This is a genomic window from Pseudomonas sp. NPDC096950, assembly GCF_044762525.1.
GTDB lineage: Bacteria > Pseudomonadota > Gammaproteobacteria > Pseudomonadales > Pseudomonadaceae > Aquipseudomonas.
Map to the genome: position 1 here is coordinate 1 of NZ_JBIWEL010000046.1, position 16,680 is coordinate 16,680.

Sequence of the window (16,680 nt, forward strand, 5' to 3'; positions counted from 1 at the left end):
CTTTCAGACAGCAGACGGATCCCTTCGTCGGCGATCTGCATACGCTTGCGGCCTTCGAACGGGAACGGACGAGTCACCACCGCAACGGTGAGGATCCCCATTTCCTTGGCCACTTCGGCGATGATCGGCGCAGCACCGGTACCGGTACCGCCGCCCATGCCAGTGGTGATGAACACCATGTTGGTGCCCTGCAGGACTTCGGCAATGCGCTCACGGTCTTCGAGAGCGGCCTGACGACCTACTTCAGGGTTGGCGCCGGCGCCCAGACCTTTGGTCACACCGGTACCCAATTGCAGGATGGTCCGCGCGCCGATGGATTTCAGCGCCTGAGCATCAGTGTTGGCGCAGATGAATTCAACGCCTTCAATGTTGCTCTTGACCATGTGATTTACGGCGTTTCCGCCGCCACCGCCAACACCGATAACTTTAATAACCGGGCTTGCGGGGATGTTGTCTACGAGTTCGAACATTTTCCCTCTCCTTACATTCTCTAGTTTTTTCGCCTACTGCGTTTGTTGCGGTGCTGCGGTAATTCTTTAGAAGTTGCCTTGTACCCAGCTCTTGATGCGATCGAGCAACGCGGGTTTGGCTTCTTCATTGCTATAGCTGTCGCGGCTGCTGATGCCCGAGAACGAAATCCCGTCGGACTGCTTTTGCAGGCCGTACATCAACAAGCCAACGCCAGTGGAATAAATCGGGTTGCGCACCACGTCATCCAGACCCTTGACGCCATGAGGCACGCCCAGGCGGACCGGCATGTGGAAAATCTCTTCGGCCAGTTCGACCGCGCCTTCCATTTTTGACGTACCGCCGGTCAGCACGATGCCGGCCGGGATCAGGTCTTCGTAGCCGCTGCGACGCAGTTCGGCCTGGATCAGCGTGAACAGCTCGTCGTAGCGCGGTTCGACCACTTCGGCCAGGGCCTGGCGGGACAGCTCGCGCGGTGGACGGTCGCCAACGCTTGGCACTTTGATGGTTTCACCGGCACCGGCCAGTTTGGCCAGGGCGCAGGCGTAGCGAATCTTGATTTCTTCGGCGTACTGGGTCGGGGTGCGCAACGCCATGGCGATGTCGTTGGTCACCTGGTCGCCCGCAATCGGGATCACCGCGGTATGACGGATCGCGCCTTCGGTGAAAATCGCGATGTCGGTGGTGCCGCCGCCGATGTCCACCAGGCACACGCCCAGCTCTTTCTCGTCGTCGGTCAGGACCGAATACGCGGAAGCAAGCTGCTCGAGAATGATGTCGTCGATTTCCAGACCGCAGCGACGCACGCATTTTTCAATGTTCTGTGCGGCGTTGACAGCGCAGGTCACCACGTGGACCTTGGCTTCCAGGCGTACGCCCGACATGCCCAGCGGCTCACGAACGCCTTCCTGGTTATCGATCACGTAATCCTGCGGCAGGGTGTGCAGCACGCGCTGGTCAGCCGGGATCGCCACGGCCTGGGCGGCGTCGAGGACGCGCTCAAGGTCGGCGGCGCTGACTTCGCGATCACGAATCGCCACGATGCCGTGGGAGTTCAGGCTGCGGATGTGATTGCCCGCCACGCCGACGAACGCCGAGTGGATCCGGCAACCGGCCATCAGCTGCGCTTCTTCAATGGCGCGCTGGATCGATTGCACGGTGGACTCGATGTTCACCACCACGCCTTTCTTCAGGCCGCGGGACGGATGAGTGCCGATCCCGACGATTTCCAGCGTGCCGTCGTCCGAGACCTCGCCTACCAGCGCCACCACCTTGAGGTGCCGATATCGAGACCGACGATCATTTTGCCGCTTTGCACGTTTGCCATGGGTCCTGCCTCTTCTTAATTCTTCGCGACAGCGGGTTGGGCTGTCGTGGGCGCTACAGGTTCCCGCCAGCCAACAGCGAGGCCGTTGGCGTAGCGCAGATCGATGCGCGCAATGTTCGTAATCTGTTCTTTAAGCGTCTTGTCGTAGATGGCAATGAAGCGGCGCATCTTTTCCACCAGGTTGCCGCGTCCCAGCAGCAGTTCGATCCCGGGACCGGCACTGCCGGCTCCGGTGGTCAGGAACCAGCTGCCTCGTTCACGCAATTCCAGGCGTGCAATCGAGAAGCCCAATGGCCTGAGCATCTGGCTCAGCACCTGGTATTGCTGCATCACTTGCTGCTGGGCCCGTTGTGGGCCGAACAGCTGTGGCAAGTGTTCGTAGTTCGCCAGCTCACGCGGGGTGAACGCCTGGCCCTGGTTGTTCAACAGCGACTCGTCGCCCCAACGGGCTACCGGCAGTTGTTCTTCCAGGCGAATCACGACTTGATCCGGCCACACCCGACGCACTTCGGCGTGGGCAATCCATGGCATCGTTTCAAGCTCGGTGCGCATGCTCTCCAGGTCGATGGTGAAGAAGCTCGACGCCACGTACGGGGCGATCCGCTGCTGCACCGCTTGCTGGCTGATGTAACTCAAATCGCCCTGCACATTGATCTTGGTGATCGGCCGGTCGGCGTAAGGCAGCAAGCGCTGCGCGCCTTCGTAAGTGCCGAACCCCAGCGCGACCAGCAGCACCGGCCAGAACAAGGCTTTCAGAAAACCAAAATTGGCTTTCGGCAGGCGCGCAGACATCGGCTCTTTGGCCACCATTCGGCTGGCACCCCGCGGCACCGGCTTGCGGCCGGGTGGTGCGGAGGGCTGATGTCTCAGCTGAGCGCCTTGCATGGTCTTAACCTCGCGGCTCGTTGTTGCCGGCAATGCTGGCGGCCAGAATCGCCAGAACCAGTTGCTGGAAATCCAGGCCGGCGGCACGGGCCGCCATTGGCACCAGACTGTGATCGGTCATGCCCGGTGCGGTGTTGACTTCGAGGAACCAGAACTGCCCGTCGGCGTCCTGCATCACGTCTGCCCTGCCCCAACCGGCGATACCCAGCGCCTCACAGGCTTTCGCCGTGAGGTCCATCAGTTCTTTTTCTTTGGTGCTGTCCAGGCCACAAGGGATCCGGTACTGGGTATCGGAAGCCACGTACTTGGCGTCGTAGTCGTAGAAACTGTGCGTGGTGCCCAGGGCAATCGGTGGCAACACCTGGTCACGCAGGGTGGCGATGGTGAACTCCGGACCTTGAATCCATTGCTCGACCAACACTTGCGAATCGTAGGTACTGGCCGCTTTCCATGCGTCGATCAACTCGGACGCGGAAGTCACTTTGGCCATCCCGATACTTGAACCTTCATGGGCCGGTTTGACGATCAAAGGGAAGCCCAGTTCCGTGGCCGCCGAAATACAATCGGCCTCGGAGCTCAGCACCGCGTGGCGTGGCGTCGGAATCCCGAGGCTGTGCCAGACCTGTTTGGTGCGCAGCTTGTCCATGGCCAATGCCGAGGCCAGGATGCCACTGCCGGTGTAGGGAATGCCCAGGCATTCGAGCAGGCCTTGCATGCTGCCGTCTTCACCGCCACGACCGTGAAGAATGATGAAGGCGCGATCGATTTTTTCGTTGAGCAGGCGCTGCAACAGGTCATCACCCACGTCGAGGCCGAACGCGTCCACACCGGCGCTTTGCAGCGCTTCGAGAACCGCATTGCCCGACTTCAGGGACACCTCACGCTCGGCACTCTTGCCGCCGAACAGCACGGCGACGCGGCCGAAGTCTTTCGGCGCGAGGGTGGAGACGAGGTTGGCGTAAGCAGCAGTCATTTCAACTTCCCCACGGTGGGTGCGGCAACCGCGCCCACGAACAACGGACTGTTCAACAATTTTGGTGCGAGACCGCCGATATCACCGGCGCCCTGGCACAGCAGGATGTCGCCGGCACGCAGCAGTGGCTTGACGATCGGCGCCAGGTCGACACCGCGCTCGATGTAGATCGGGTCCAGCTGACCGCGCTGGCGGATGCTGTTGCACAACTTGCGGCTGTCGGCGCCCGGAATCGGCTCTTCGCCGGCCGGATAGACTTCCATCAGCAGCAGGACGTTGGCATCGGCCAGGACATTGACGAAATCGTCGTACAGGTCCCGTGTGCGGCTGTAGCGGTGCGGCTGGTAAACCATCACCAGGCGACGCTCCGGCCAGCCACCGCGCACGGCTTTGATCACCGCGGCGACTTCGGTCGGGTGATGACCGTAGTCGTCCACCAGCATCACGTTGCCGCCGTCTACCGGCAGTTCGCCGTAGACCTGGAAGCGCCGGCCGACACCCTGAAACCCGGACAGGCCCTGGACGATGGCTTCATCGCTGACACCCTCGTCGGAGGCAATGCAGATGGTCGCCAAGGCGTTCAATACGTTGTGGTTGCCCGGCATGTTCACCGAGACATCCAGCGGCTCGCGATCAGGACGCAGCACCGTGAAGAAAGTCTGCATGCCTTGCTGACGCACATTGATAGCGCGCACGTCGCAGTCATCGCCGAAGCCATAGGTGACCGTCGGGCGTTTGACCAGCGGCAGGATTTCACGCACCACCGGATCATCCAGGCACACCACGGCCAAACCGTAGAACGGCAGGTTGTGCAGGAATTCGACGAAGGTTTTCTTCAGTTTGTTGAAGTCGCCGTCGTAGGTCGCCATGTGGTCGGCGTCGATGTTGGTGACCACGGCCACCAACGGCTGCAAGTGCAGGAAACTCGCATCGCTTTCGTCGGCTTCGGCGATCAGGTAGCGGCTGGTGCCGAGCTGGGCATTGGTGCCCGCAGCATTCAGACGGCCACCGATGACGAACGTCGGGTCCAGGCCACCGGCCGCGAACACCGAGGCGATCAGGCTGGTGGTGGTGGTTTTGCCGTGAGTACCGGCGACGGCGATGCCGTGGCGATAGCGCATCAGCTCGGCCAGCATTTCGGCACGGGGCACCACCGGAATGCGGCGTTCCAGGGCAGTGGCGACTTCCGGGTTCGACGTGTTCACGGCACTGGACGTCACCAGTACATCGGCGTTCGCGGCGTTCTCGGCACGGTGGCCGATATAGATGTGCGCACCGAAAGACTCCAGGCGCTCGGTCACCGGCGAAGCTTTGAGGTCGGAACCGGACACTTCATAGCCCAGGTTCAACAACACTTCGGCGATACCGCACATGCCCACGCCGCCGATACCGACGAAATGGATGCGACGGATGCGGCGCATTTCCGGTTGCGGAATGGCTTTCTGATTCTCAACCATGGGCCACCTCCAGGCAGGTGTCGACAACGTTACGGGTTGCATCGGGTTTCGCCAGTCGGCGGGCCGCGTTGGCCATGTCATTGAGTCGTTGCGGTTGCATCAGGACCTCTGTCAGGCGTGCGGCAAGATCTGCGGCGCCAGTCGTTCTTTGCGGCATCAGGAAGGCAGCGCCTTCACGGGCCAAATATTCGGCGTTGCGGGTCTGGTGATCGTCGATGGCGTGGGGCAGAGGCACCAGCATCGAGGGCAGACCGGCGGCGGCCAGTTCACTGATGGTCAACGCGCCTGCACGGCACACCACCAGGTCGGCCCAGCCATAGGCCTGGGCCATGTCTTTGATGAAAGGCTGCACTTGCGCCTCGACGCCAGCCTCGCGATAGCGCTGCGCAGTCACTTCATCGTGGTTTTTGCCGGCCTGATGGAACACTTCCGGGCGCAGGTCGACGGCGACTTGCGACAGAGCTTCAGGCAGCAACTTGTTCAACGGTTCTGCGCCCAGGCTTCCGCCCAGGATCAGCAAACGCGCCTTGCGACCGGCCAGGGCTGGTCGCGGTGTTTCGAGGAACAGTTCGGTGCGCACCGGGTTACCGGTGGTCCGACGGCTGTCCGACAGGGTAAAGGTGTCGGGGAACGCTTCACAGACTCGGGCGGCCAACGGCATCAGCAACCGATTGGCGGTACCGGCCACGGCGTTCTGCTCGTGAACGATGACCGGCACGCCGGACAATTTGGCCGCGACGCCGCCAGGACCGGTCACATAACCACCAAAACCGACCACGCAGACTGGCCGCAGCCGACGAATGATCGTCCGCGCCTGCCAGACTGATTTCAGCAACATGAACGGCGCCTTGAGCAGCGACAGCTTGCCCTTGCCACGCAATCCGCTGGCGTTGATGCGATGCAATTCAAGACCGGCCGCCGGAACCAGATCGTTTTCGATGCCACGCGGTGTACCAAGCCAATGCACGGTATAACCGCGAGCCTGGAATTCGCGCGCGCAGGCCAGCGCCGGGAACACGTGTCCACCGGTGCCGCCCGCCATGATCAATACGTTAGCGCCCATGGGTCGACTCCTCGGCGAAGTCGCTTTCCTGGAACTCGGTCTCTTCGCTGCCCAGGTGGGTTCGACTCTCCCACTCGATGCGCAACAATAAGCCCAGACAGGCACCACAGATCACCAACGAACTGCCGCCATAACTGAGGAACGGCAGGGTCAAACCTTTAGTCGGCAGCAGGCCGACGTTCACGCCGATGTTGATCAGGAACTGACCGATCCACAGGAACGACAAACCGTAGGCAATGTAGGCGGCGAAGAATTGCTTGGCCTTCTCGGCCCAATAACCGATGTACATGCCGCGAATACACACGAAGACGAACAGCGCGACCGTGCACAAAGAACCCACGGCACCCAGCTCTTCGGCCAGGACCGAGAACACGAAGTCGGTGTGGGCTTCCGGCAGGTAGAACTGTTTCTGCACGCTGTTGCCCAAGCCAACGCCCAGCCATTCGCCGCGACCGAACGCGATCAAGGCTTGGGACAACTGGTAACCGGCGCCGAACTGGTCGGCCCATGGGTCGGCGAAGTTGGTCAAACGCGCCATTCGATACGGCTGCACTTGAATCAACAGCACCACCGCCGCGACCGCGAGGACCACCATCAAGGAAAACCGGAACAGCCCGACCCCGCCGAGGAACAGCATCGCCGCCGCAGCGCCCATCATTACAACGGTCGCCCCGAAGTCCGGCTCCATCAGCAACAGGCCGGCCATTGGCAGCAGAACGATGAACGGCTTGAAGAAGCCCATCCAGCTTTCGCGCACTTCTTTCTGGCGACGCACCAGGTAACCGGCGAGGTAGATCACCACGAACACCTTGGCGATCTCGGACGGCTGAACGTTGAAGAAGCTGAAGCCGATCCAGCGCATCGAGCCGTTCACTTCACGGCCGATCCCCGGAACGATCACCATCACCAGCAAACCGAACGCCCCCAGCAGCATCAGCCAACCCAGGCGTTGCCAGGTGGCGATCGGAATCATCATGGTGATCACGCAGGCACCGAGGCCCAGCACGATGTAGATCAGGTGGCGAATCATGTAATACAGCGCACTGCCCGACTGCGCCGCCGCGACTTCGGTCGAGGCCGAGGCAATCATGACCAGCCCGAGGCCGATCAACGCCAGGCAACCGGCGAGCATCGGGAAGTCGAGATCGATGCCGCGCCCGGTGATGATCGGCGATGGATACGGCTTGATGATATTTCGCAGGCTCATGCCAGATCCTCCACAGCGCGGACGAACTGGTGACCACGGTCTTCGTAATTCTTGAACATGTCGAAACTGGCGCAGGCTGGCGACAACAGCACCACATCGCCCGGGTGCGCAGCGGCGCGGCATTGCTCCACCGCTTCGACCAGCGAACCGACGTGGATCAGCGGCACGGCATCGCCAATGGCTTCGCCGATCTTGTCGGAGTCGCGGCCCATCAAAATGACGGCGCGGCAGTTGACCGCCACCGGATCGTGCAGATCCTTGAACTCGGCACCCTTGCCGTCGCCACCGGCGATCAGCACGACCTTGCCGTCGATGTCCGCGCCCAAGCCTTCGATGGCGGCCAGTGCGGCGCCGACGTTGGTGGCTTTGGAATCGTTGTAGTAGCTCACGCCGTCCAGGTCACGGACCCATTGGCAGCGATGTTCGAGGCCGGCGAACGTGCGCAGGCTCGACAGCATGGCGTCGAACGGCAGGCCAACGGCATGTCCCAGGGCCAGCGCTGCGAGGGCGTTGGATTGGTTATGGGCGCCACGAATCTTCAATTCACGCACCGGCATCAGGTTCTGGAATTCGAAGGCCAGGTACCTCTCGCCCTCTTCTTCGCGGATGCCAAATGCCTTGAAATCAGGTTTGCTCAAACCGAAGGTCCAGCACGGCTGGCCCTCGCCCATCAACGGACGGCTCAGGGCGTCCTGACGGTTGACCACGAACTGCTTGGCCCCACGGAAGATCCGGTGCTTGGCCAGGTGATAGGCCGGCAGGCCGCTGTAGCGGTCCATGTGGTCTTCGCTGACGTTGAGCACGGTCGCCACTTCGGCGTTGAGTTGATCGGTGGTTTCGAGCTGGAAGCTCGACAGTTCCATCACGTACAGCTCGACGTCGTCGCTGAGCAAATCCAGCGCCGGCGTGCCGAGGTTGCCGCCAACCGCCACACGCTTGCCCGCCGCAGCGGCCATCTCGCCGACCAGGGTGGTGACGGTGCTTTTCGCGTTGGAACCGCTGATGGCGACAATCGGCGCCTTCGCGTTACGCGCGAACAGCTCGATGTCGCCGGACAATTTCACGCCACGGGCGGCGGCAGCCTGCAGGGCCGGGGTCGCCAGCGCCAGGCCGGGGCTCACGTAGAGCTCGTCGGCACGGCACAGGAATTCGACGTCCAGCTCGCCACAACGCACTTCCACGTGCGGATAGTCACGCTTGAGCGTGGCCAGTTCCGGTGGATTTTCCCGCGTATCGGCCACGGCAAACGACGTGGCGCCCTTCGCCAGGAAGCGAACCAGGGACATGCCGCTCTCTTGCCGAGCACGAAAACGATGCGGAATTGGTCAGAAGCGATCAGAGACACTCGTTCTACCTCAGCTTCAGGGTGGCAAGGCCGACCAGTACGAGAATCACGGTGATGATCCAGAATCGGACGATCACGCGCGGCTCAGGCCAGCCCTTGAGTTCAAAGTGGTGGTGTATCGGCGCCATACGGAATACGCGGCGCCCGGTCATCTTGAAGGAGGCCACCTGGATGACCACCGACAGGGTTTCCATCACGAACACGCCGCCCATGATGAACAGAACGATTTCCTGACGGACGATCACCGCGATGGTGCCCAGGGCTGCGCCCAGCGCCAGCGCACCGACGTCGCCCATGAAGACTTGTGCCGGATAGGTGTTGAACCAGAGGAAGCCCAGGCCCGCACCGATCAACGCGCCGCAGAACACGATCAGTTCACCCGCACCCGGTACGTAAGGGATCAGCAGGTACTCAGCGAATTTCACGTTACCGGACAGGTAGCAGAAAATGCCCAGGCCACCGCCCACCATCACGGTCGGCATGATCGCCAGGCCGTCGAGGCCGTCAGTCAGGTTGACCGCGTTGCTCGAGCCGACGATCACGAAATAGGTCAGGACCACGAAACCAATGCCCAGCGGAATGCTGTAGTCCTTGAGCATCGGCAGGATCAGGGTGGTTTCCACCGGGGTCGCTGCGGTCATATAAAGGAAGATCGCCGCGCCGAGGCCGAACACCGACTGCCAGAAATACTTCCAGCGACTCGGCAGGCCTTTCGAGTTCTTCTCGATCACCTTGCGGTAGTCGTCGACCCAGCCGATGGCACCGAACAGCAAGGTCACCAGCAACACAGTCCAGACATAACGGTTGCTCAGGTCAGCCCAGAGCAAAGTACTGACGCCGATGGACGACAGGATCAGCGCGCCGCCCATGGTCGGGGTGCCGGATTTGGACAGGTGCGATTGCGGACCATCATTGCGAACGGACTGGCCGATCTGACGGTTCTGCAACGTGCGGATCATCCACGGGCCATAGCACAGCGACAAAACCAGCGCGGTCAGCACACCGAGTATCCCGCGCAGGGTCAGGTACTGAAAGACCGCGAAGCCTTTGTAGAACTGTTGCAAGTACTCCGCTAACAGCAGCAGCATTAATGTTTCTCCAGACTGGACCCGCACAAAGCGGCGACGATGTTTTCCATCGCAGCGCTGCGCGAGCCCTTGATCAAAATAGTGGTGTTTGTATCTTGCTCGGCGCCCAGGGCCTCGATCAGCTCAGCCTGGGTGCTGAAGTGAAAGGCCTGCGGGCCAAATGCGTTCACGGCGTGCGTCATCATCGGACCGACCGCATAAAGCGCAGAAACCTTGCCACGGGCGTATTCGCCCACGTCGCGGTGCCCCTGCTCCGCCCAGTCGCCCAACTCGCCGATATCCCCGAGCACCAGAACGGTGCGTCCGGAAAAGCCGGCGAGTATATCAACGGCGGCGCACATCGAGGTGGGGTTCGCGTTGTAAGTGTCATCAATCACGCGCATGCCGTTGGTCGCCAGTTGCGCGACGGTGCGGCCCTTGACCGGTTGCACCGCGCCCAGGCCAGTGGCGATGCCGAACAGCGACACGCCCAACGCATGGGCAGCAGCGGCGGCGGCCATGGCATTGGCGACGTTATGGGTGCCGAGCAGGTTCAGTTGAACCCGCTCCACACCTTCCGGACTGTGCAGGTTGAACGCCGGGCAGCCGCGGGCATCGCGGCCCAGGTCGCTGGCGTAGAAATCGGCGCTTGGGTTGTTCAGGGCGAAGGTCAACACTTTGCGGCCGCCAGCGCGGGCCTTCCAGATGCCGAACGCCTTGTCGTCGAGATTGAGAACGGCGACGCCATCGGCCTCCAGCCCTTCGATAATCTCGCCCTTGGCTTCAACGATTTTGTCCGGCCCGCCGAACTCACCGACGTGGGCGGTCCCGGCGTTATTGAGGATGGCCACGTGGGGTTTGGTCATGGCCACGGTGTAGGCAATTTCACCCAGGCGCGAAGCACCGAGTTCGATCACGGCGGCGGTGTGTTCCGGCGCCAGTTCGAGCAGGGTCAACGGCACGCCGAGGTCATTGTTCAGGTTGCCACGGGTCGCATGCACCGGACCACGGGTGCGCAGGATGCTCGCGAGCATTTCCTTGACCGTGGTCTTGCCGCTGGAACCGGTCACTGCGGCGACCGGGTGGCTATAAGCAGCACGGTTCAGCGCGCCGAGTTGGCCAAGGGCCTGGCGGGTGTCTTTCACGACGAGTTGCGGCAAGGTGCTGTCGGCGACTTCGCGCTCGACCAGTGCCGCGACGGCGCCTTTGCCGGCAACGTCATTCAGATAGTCGTGGCCATCGAAGCGCGGGCCGGTCAGGGCAATAAACAATTGGCCGGGTTTGATCGCACGGCTGTCGATGCTGACACCGTCGAAACTGGCGTCGGCAGCGACCAGGCGGGCATTCAGCACGCTGGTCAATTCGCTGAGTTTCAAGGCTTTAAGCATGGGCCACCTCCCACGCGGTCAGGGCATGATCAGCCTCGACCAGATCGGAGAACGCGTGGCGCTGACCATTGATTTCCTGATAGTCCTCGTGACCTTTACCGGCCAGGACAATCACGTCATCCGCCGAAGCGCTGGCGATCAATTGCGCAATCGCCTGACCACGACCCGCCACGAACGTGACTTTATCCACAGCGGTGAAACCGGCGCGGATGTCATCGAAAATCACCGATGGATCTTCGGTGCGCGGGTTGTCGTCGGTCACCAGCACGCCATCGGCCAAGCGCTCGACCACTTCAGCCATCAGCGGACGCTTGCCGCGATCGCGATCACCGCCGCAACCGAACAGGCACAACAACCGGCCTTTGGCGTGTGGACGCAGGGCCAGCAAGACTTTTTCCAGCGCGTCCGGGGTGTGGGCGTAATCGACCACCACCAGCGGCTGAGTACCGCCGCCCAGGCGCTGCATGCGTCCGGCGGGGCCTTCGAGTTTTGGCAGGACCTTGAGGATTTCGTCCAGCGCATAGTCCAGACCCAGCAAGGCACCGACCGCGGCCAGTACGTTGCTCAGGTTGAAACGACCGAGCAAGGTGCTGCGCAAATGGTGTTCGCCTTGCGGCGTGACCAACGTGGCGCGCACGCCTTCGTCGTCGAACTGTGCTTCGCGGCAATAAAGGTAGGCGCTGGAGTTCTCCAGGCTGTAGGTGATCAGGCGCGACTCACGTTTGTCAGCAGCGAGTTCGCGGCCAAATTCGTCATCGAGGTTGATCACCCGGCATTTCAAATCGTTCCAGGCAAACAGCTTGGCCTTGGCTTCGCCATAAGCCTGCATGGTGCCGTGGTAATCCAGGTGATCGCGGGACAGGTTGGTCATCACCGCCACATCAAAGGCCAATGCAGTCACGCGGCCCTGATCCAGTCCGTGGGAAGACACTTCCATGGCCACGGCTTTGGCGCCGGCCTTTTTCAGGTCGGCGAGAGTCGCTTGCACGGCAATCGGGTTCGGCGTGGTGTGCAGGCCGCTTTCCAGCGCGCCGTAGAATCCGGTACCCAAAGTGCCGACGATGCCGCAGTGCTGACCGAGCAGGTCAAGCGCTTGCGCTACCAATTGCGTGACACTGGTTTTGCCGTTGGTGCCAGTGACGCCGACCAGATTCAGGTGACGGCTCGGGTCGCCATAAAAGCGCCCGGCAATGTCCGACAACTGCGCCGCCAGGCCTTTGACCGGAATCAGCGGCACATCGGTAATCGGCAGCACAGTGGCGCCTTCGACTTCGTAAGCCACGGCAGCCGCACCGCGTTGCAACGCGTCGGCAATGTGCGCACGACCGTCGAATTTGCCGCCAGGGACGGCGAGGAACAAATCGCCTGCCCGCACGTTGCGGCTGTCGAGGGTCAGTTCGCGGATCAACAGATCGCGACCGGCGTGGGCAAAAATCTTGTTCAGACTCAGAGACATCAGCCGCGCCCTCCATTGGCTTTCAGCGGAACGACCGGTGTAGCGTTGGCCTGTTGGGTCGGTGGCAGGTTGTCCGGAGTGATGTTCATTAGGCGCAAGGTCCCGGACATCACTTTGCTGAACACCGGCGCCGATACCAGGCCACCGAAGTAACCGGCCTTGGTCGGTTCATCGATCACCACCACAATGGCGAAACGCGGATCGCTCATCGGGCCGAAACCGGCGAACAACGAGCGATAGGAATTCTCGGCGTAGCCCTTGGCGCCCACCGACGTCTTGCGCGCCGTACCCGACTTGCCGGCCACGTGATACGCCGGCACCTGCGCACGGAACACACCGCGCGGGGCCTCGATCACTTGGGTCAGCATGCCTTGCATGGTCTTCGCGACTTTTTCCGGGATCACTTGGGTGGTCTGCGGCGGCTTGTCGGTCTTGATCAGGGTCAGCGGCGCGATGCGACCGTTGTTGGCCAGTGCCGAGAAGGCGTGGACCAGTTGGATCGCCGTCACCGAAATACCGTAGCCATAGGACAGCGTGGCGGTTTCAGCCTTGCGCCATTCGCGGTAGTTCGGCAGGTTACCGACGCGCTCGCCGGGGAAGCCCAGGCCGGTGTCCTGGCCGAGGCCGACTTTCTGCGCCAGACGGAAAATGGTTTCGCCGCCGATATCGAACGCGACCTTACTCATGCCGACGTTACTGGAGTTGATCAGGATGCCGGTCAGGTCGAGCACCGGGCCTTCGGTCTTCGAGACGTCCTTAATGGTGTACTTACCGATCTGCAAGCTGCCCGGGTACACCTCGACGGTGTCGCTCGGCTTCCAGCGCCCGGTTTCGAGGGCGGCACTCATGGAGATCGCCTTCATGGTCGAACCGGGTTCGAACACGTCGATCATTGCGCGGTTACGCATCATCGCCGGTTGCAGGTTGCGACGGTTGTTCGGGTTGTAGGTCGGCTGGTTGACCATGGCGAGGATCTCGCCGCTCTTCACGTCCATGATTACGAGGCTGCCGGCCTTCGCACCGTTCTCGATGATCGCGTTGCGCAGTTCGCGGTTGGCCAGGTATTGCAGACGCAGGTCAATGGACAACGCCAAGGGCTTGCCGGCCTTGGCGTTTTTGGTGACCTGGACATCCTTGATCAGTCTGCCGCGCCGATCCTTGATGACCTGTCGCTTGCCGGCGACCCCGGCCAGCCATTCGTCGTAAGCCAGCTCGACGCCTTCGCGCCCGTGGTCGTCGATGTCGGTAAAGCCAACCATGTGCGCGGTAACTTCGCCGGCCGGGTAGAAACGGCGGAACTCTTCGATGCCGTAGACGCCGGGCACTTTCAGGTCGAGCACCGATTGGCCCTGCTCGGGGGTCAGCCCACGCACGAGGTAGATGAACTCTTTATTGGCCTGGGCTTCGAGGCGTTCGGCCAGGGCTTTCGGGTCTTGGCCGAGAGCTGCGGCCAGTGCTGGCCACTTCTCTTTGGCCAGCTGCATTTCCTTGGCGTTGGCCCACAGAGTGGTAACCGGGGTGCTCACGGCCAACGGCTCGCCGTTACGGTCAGTGATCAGACCACGGTGAGCCGGAATAGGAATGTGACGAACGCTGCGTGCATCGCCCTGACCTTTGAGGAAGTCACGGTCGACCACTTGCAGGTCGATGATGCGCCAGCAGATTGCAGCCACCATGATGCCGAGCAAACCCAGCACCACGCGGAACCGCCAAGGGAAGAGTGCGCCTTCGAGTTTCATCATGGCGCCACCATCCGTACTTCAGCGGCGCCGGGAATGCGCATCTTCAGTTGTTCGGTGGCCAGCACTTCGATACGGCTGTGGGCGGTCCAGGTGCTCTGCTCCAGAATCAACCGGCCCCACTCGGCCTGCGCCTTGTCGCGCACGCTCAACTCGTTGTACAGCGAGTTCAACAGCTGACGGTTCCAGTGAGCGGCATAGGACACGCCGATGGCCGACACGAGCACGCCAACAAACAGCAGCAGCATGAAAAAGCTTCCGCCGGGAAGTGGCTTGGCGAAAAGCTTGCTCACCGCAGCTTCTCCGCGACGCGCATGATGGCGCTACGGGAACGTGGGTTGGCTTTGAGTTCGGCCTCGGAGGCGGACTGCGCTTTGCCATGGACTTTGATTTTCGGTTCGAAAGCAACGTGACGGACCGGCAGGTTGCGCGGCAGGTTGTCGGCTTCGCCTTTCACCAGTTTGCGCATGAACAGTTTGACGATGCGGTCTTCAAGCGAGTGGAAGCTGATCACCACCAGGCGACCGCCGACTTCCAGGCATTCCAGAGCGGCTTCGAGGCCGGCTTCCAGATCGCCCAGTTCGTTGTTGACGTGAATGCGCAGGCCCTGGAACGCACGGGTGGCCGGGTTCTTGCCCTTTTCCCATGCAGGGTTGGCGACTTTCAGGACTTCAGCCAGGTCAGCGGTGCGCTCGAACGGCTTGATGTCGCGGCGTTCGGCCACGGCACGGGCCATGCGACCGGAGAAACGTTCTTCGCCGTATTCCTTGAACACCCGGGCGATTTCTTCCACCGGCGCGGTGTTGACGAATTCGGCAGCGCTGATCCCGCGAGACGGGTCCATGCGCATGTCCAGCGGGCCATCGTTGAGGAAACTGAAGCCGCGCTCAGGGTCGTCGAGCTGTGGCGAGGAGACGCCAAGGTCGAGCAAAACACCGCTGACCTTGCCCGCCAGACCGCGGTCGACGACTTCCGAACCAAGCTCGGCAAAGCTGCGCTGCACAACGACAAAGCGGCCGTCTTCGGCCGCTAGCGTTTGCCCGGTGGCAATCGCTTGAGGATCTTTGTCGAATCCAAGCAACCGACCATCGGGGCCGAGCTGGCTGAGGATCAACCGGCTGTGTCCGCCGCGCCCGAACGTGCCGTCCAGATAGCAGCCATCAGGACGTACGGCGAGAGCCTCCACGGCTTCGTCGAGCAGTACGGTGATGTGGTTAAAGCCGCTATCAATAGTCACAGGATCAAATCACGCAGTTCATCAGGCATAGCGCCCGGTTGTTGAATAGCAGCCAGGTCAGCGGCAGAAACCGCATCCCAGGCATCCTCGTCCCATAATTGGAACTTGTTCAGTTGGCCTACCAGCATTGCGCGCTTATCCAACTTGGCATATTCGCGCAGACGCGGCGGAACCAGAAAACGACCACTGCCATCGAGCTCGAGGTCGACGGCATTACCAATCAGCAAACGTTGCAGGCGGCGGTTCTCTTCGCGAAGCGAAGGCAGTGCGCGCAGTTTGGTTTCAATAATTTCCCACTCATCGAGGGGATAAACACACAAACACGGATCAACGGCATCGATGGTGACGATCAGTTGACCGGAACTACGCGAAACCAACTCGTCACGGTACCGGCTCGGCATAGCGAGACGGCCCTTTGCATCGAGACTGATTGCGTTAGCTCCGCGAAACACGTCTGCGTTTCTCCAATTTTTAGCATTTTGAGCTCAAAAAACCCACTTCATGCCACTTTCCGCCACTTGCGCACACTATAGGAATGCGCCCACCACACCGTCAAGGCGCGGATTAAAGGAAAAGCCTTACAGAACGGAGATTTAGGAGCGTAAAAGGAGGGGTAACGAGAATATGACGTATGTTTTTGCTCAATAACTTGATTCAGCACTGATGGCTGCGCTCGAAAGTTAAAGTAATTTGTTAAGAGTAAGATTTTTTCGGTATTACGACGGAGGGTCTGCTGGTGTTTATGTAAGGAGGGAAATCGATGTAACGAGGCATTTCGCGCATAGCCGGAATCACTGGCTAACCGATATCACAAAAACCCTCTGCCAGTCATTACAAACGAAGGGATTTTGTGACTACCGATGCCCTGCTCAACGATTAAAGCAGGGAAAGAAATAAGGTGGAGAGTCGATCTGTAAGCCGGGTTCTGTCTTGAACAGTCATTCGTCTACGATGGCCATCACTGGACATCTTTAGCAACCTACCCGGTCCCAGCGCGGGCCACGCCTTGGGACCCTATTTGGACTTGGTCCTAGTGGGGTGTACCTAGCCACGACCTGTTGCCCGTCG

Annotated in this window: 13 protein-coding genes, 1 other RNA gene and 2 pseudogenes; all 16 read right to left on the reverse strand. The window is 61.1% G+C overall.

Annotated features, from left to right (window positions below; translation table 11 throughout):
- A partial coding sequence (locus ACIQY3_RS33930; protein ID WP_403028959.1) for a cell division protein FtsZ occupies positions 1–470 on the reverse strand: 470 nt, incomplete at its 3' end.
- Between the two features lie 66 nt (positions 471–536).
- Positions 537–1,795: pseudogene (ftsA, locus tag ACIQY3_RS33935) on the reverse strand (cell division protein FtsA).
- A 15-nt stretch (positions 1,796–1,810) separates the two neighbouring features.
- On the reverse strand, positions 1,811–2,680 hold the full coding sequence (locus ACIQY3_RS33940) for a cell division protein FtsQ/DivIB (RefSeq protein WP_123509249.1): 870 nt from the start codon (positions 2,678–2,680) through the stop codon (positions 1,811–1,813).
- A gap of 4 nt (positions 2,681–2,684) precedes the next feature.
- Positions 2,685–3,653: a D-alanine--D-alanine ligase gene (locus tag ACIQY3_RS33945; RefSeq protein WP_054613560.1), complete on the reverse strand. Its 969-nt coding sequence runs from the start codon at positions 3,651–3,653 to the stop codon at positions 2,685–2,687.
- Positions 3,650–5,110, reverse strand: a complete 1,461-nt coding sequence (gene murC / locus ACIQY3_RS33950) for a UDP-N-acetylmuramate--L-alanine ligase (protein ID WP_403028963.1) — start codon at positions 5,108–5,110, stop codon at positions 3,650–3,652. The genes ACIQY3_RS33945 and murC overlap by 4 nt, the downstream gene beginning before the upstream one ends.
- Entirely contained in the window at positions 5,103–6,173 is a 1,071-nt protein-coding gene (murG, locus tag ACIQY3_RS33955) for an undecaprenyldiphospho-muramoylpentapeptide beta-N-acetylglucosaminyltransferase (protein WP_403028965.1), read from the reverse strand. Before murG ends, murC begins: the two co-directional genes overlap by 8 nt.
- Positions 6,163–7,380: a putative lipid II flippase FtsW gene (gene ftsW / locus ACIQY3_RS33960; RefSeq protein WP_403028968.1), complete on the reverse strand. Its 1,218-nt coding sequence runs from the start codon at positions 7,378–7,380 to the stop codon at positions 6,163–6,165. Before ftsW ends, murG begins: the two co-directional genes overlap by 11 nt.
- A pseudogene (gene murD, locus ACIQY3_RS33965) lies at positions 7,377–8,725 on the reverse strand (UDP-N-acetylmuramoyl-L-alanine--D-glutamate ligase). The gene ftsW and the pseudogene murD overlap by 4 nt, the downstream one beginning before the upstream one ends.
- Before the next feature lie 5 nt (positions 8,726–8,730).
- Positions 8,731–9,813: a phospho-N-acetylmuramoyl-pentapeptide-transferase gene (gene mraY, locus ACIQY3_RS33970; RefSeq protein ID WP_054045558.1), complete on the reverse strand. Its 1,083-nt coding sequence runs from the start codon at positions 9,811–9,813 to the stop codon at positions 8,731–8,733.
- Positions 9,813–11,180 carry a UDP-N-acetylmuramoyl-tripeptide--D-alanyl-D-alanine ligase gene (gene murF, locus ACIQY3_RS33975; protein WP_403028972.1) on the reverse strand — a complete coding sequence of 456 codons (1,368 nt, stop codon included), beginning with the start codon at positions 11,178–11,180 and terminating at the stop codon, positions 9,813–9,815. The genes mraY and murF overlap by 1 nt, the downstream gene beginning before the upstream one ends.
- A complete protein-coding gene (locus tag ACIQY3_RS33980; protein ID WP_403028975.1) occupies positions 11,173–12,636 on the reverse strand; it encodes a UDP-N-acetylmuramoyl-L-alanyl-D-glutamate--2,6-diaminopimelate ligase in 1,464 nt (487 codons plus the stop codon). The genes murF and ACIQY3_RS33980 overlap by 8 nt, the downstream gene beginning before the upstream one ends.
- Positions 12,636–14,375: a peptidoglycan D,D-transpeptidase FtsI family protein gene (locus ACIQY3_RS33985; protein ID WP_403028988.1), complete on the reverse strand. Its 1,740-nt coding sequence runs from the start codon at positions 14,373–14,375 to the stop codon at positions 12,636–12,638. Before ACIQY3_RS33985 ends, ACIQY3_RS33980 begins: the two co-directional genes overlap by 1 nt.
- Positions 14,375–14,668, reverse strand: coding sequence for a cell division protein FtsL (gene ftsL, locus ACIQY3_RS33990; protein ID WP_403028978.1), 294 nt, complete (start codon positions 14,666–14,668; stop codon positions 14,375–14,377). The genes ACIQY3_RS33985 and ftsL overlap by 1 nt, the downstream gene beginning before the upstream one ends.
- Positions 14,665–15,612, reverse strand: coding sequence for a 16S rRNA (cytosine(1402)-N(4))-methyltransferase RsmH (gene rsmH / locus ACIQY3_RS33995; RefSeq protein ID WP_403028981.1), 948 nt, complete (start codon positions 15,610–15,612; stop codon positions 14,665–14,667). The genes ftsL and rsmH overlap by 4 nt, the downstream gene beginning before the upstream one ends.
- Positions 15,609–16,064: a division/cell wall cluster transcriptional repressor MraZ gene (gene mraZ, locus ACIQY3_RS34000; RefSeq protein WP_008147486.1), complete on the reverse strand. Its 456-nt coding sequence runs from the start codon at positions 16,062–16,064 to the stop codon at positions 15,609–15,611. The genes rsmH and mraZ overlap by 4 nt, the downstream gene beginning before the upstream one ends.
- 446 nt (positions 16,065–16,510) lie before the next feature.
- Positions 16,511–16,680: RNase P RNA component class A (gene rnpB / locus ACIQY3_RS34005), an RNA gene on the reverse strand; the annotation flags it as partial.

Coding starts and splice junctions, on each gene's coding strand:
- ACIQY3_RS33940 (WP_123509249.1), bottom strand. CDS start 2,680: ATGCAAGGCGCTCAGCTGAGACATCAGCCCTCCGCACCACCCGGCCGC.
- ACIQY3_RS33945 (WP_054613560.1), bottom strand. CDS start 3,653: ATGACTGCTGCTTACGCCAACCTCGTCTCCACCCTCGCGCCGAAAGAC.
- murC (WP_403028963.1), bottom strand. CDS start 5,110: ATGGTTGAGAATCAGAAAGCCATTCCGCAACCGGAAATGCGCCGCATC.
- murG (WP_403028965.1), bottom strand. CDS start 6,173: ATGGGCGCTAACGTATTGATCATGGCGGGCGGCACCGGTGGACACGTG.
- ftsW (WP_403028968.1), bottom strand. CDS start 7,380: ATGAGCCTGCGAAATATCATCAAGCCGTATCCATCGCCGATCATCACC.
- mraY (WP_054045558.1), bottom strand. CDS start 9,813: ATGCTGCTGCTGTTAGCGGAGTACTTGCAACAGTTCTACAAAGGCTTC.
- murF (WP_403028972.1), bottom strand. CDS start 11,180: ATGCTTAAAGCCTTGAAACTCAGCGAATTGACCAGCGTGCTGAATGCC.
- ACIQY3_RS33980 (WP_403028975.1), bottom strand. CDS start 12,636: ATGTCTCTGAGTCTGAACAAGATTTTTGCCCACGCCGGTCGCGATCTG.
- ACIQY3_RS33985 (WP_403028988.1), bottom strand. CDS start 14,375: ATGAAACTCGAAGGCGCACTCTTCCCTTGGCGGTTCCGCGTGGTGCTG.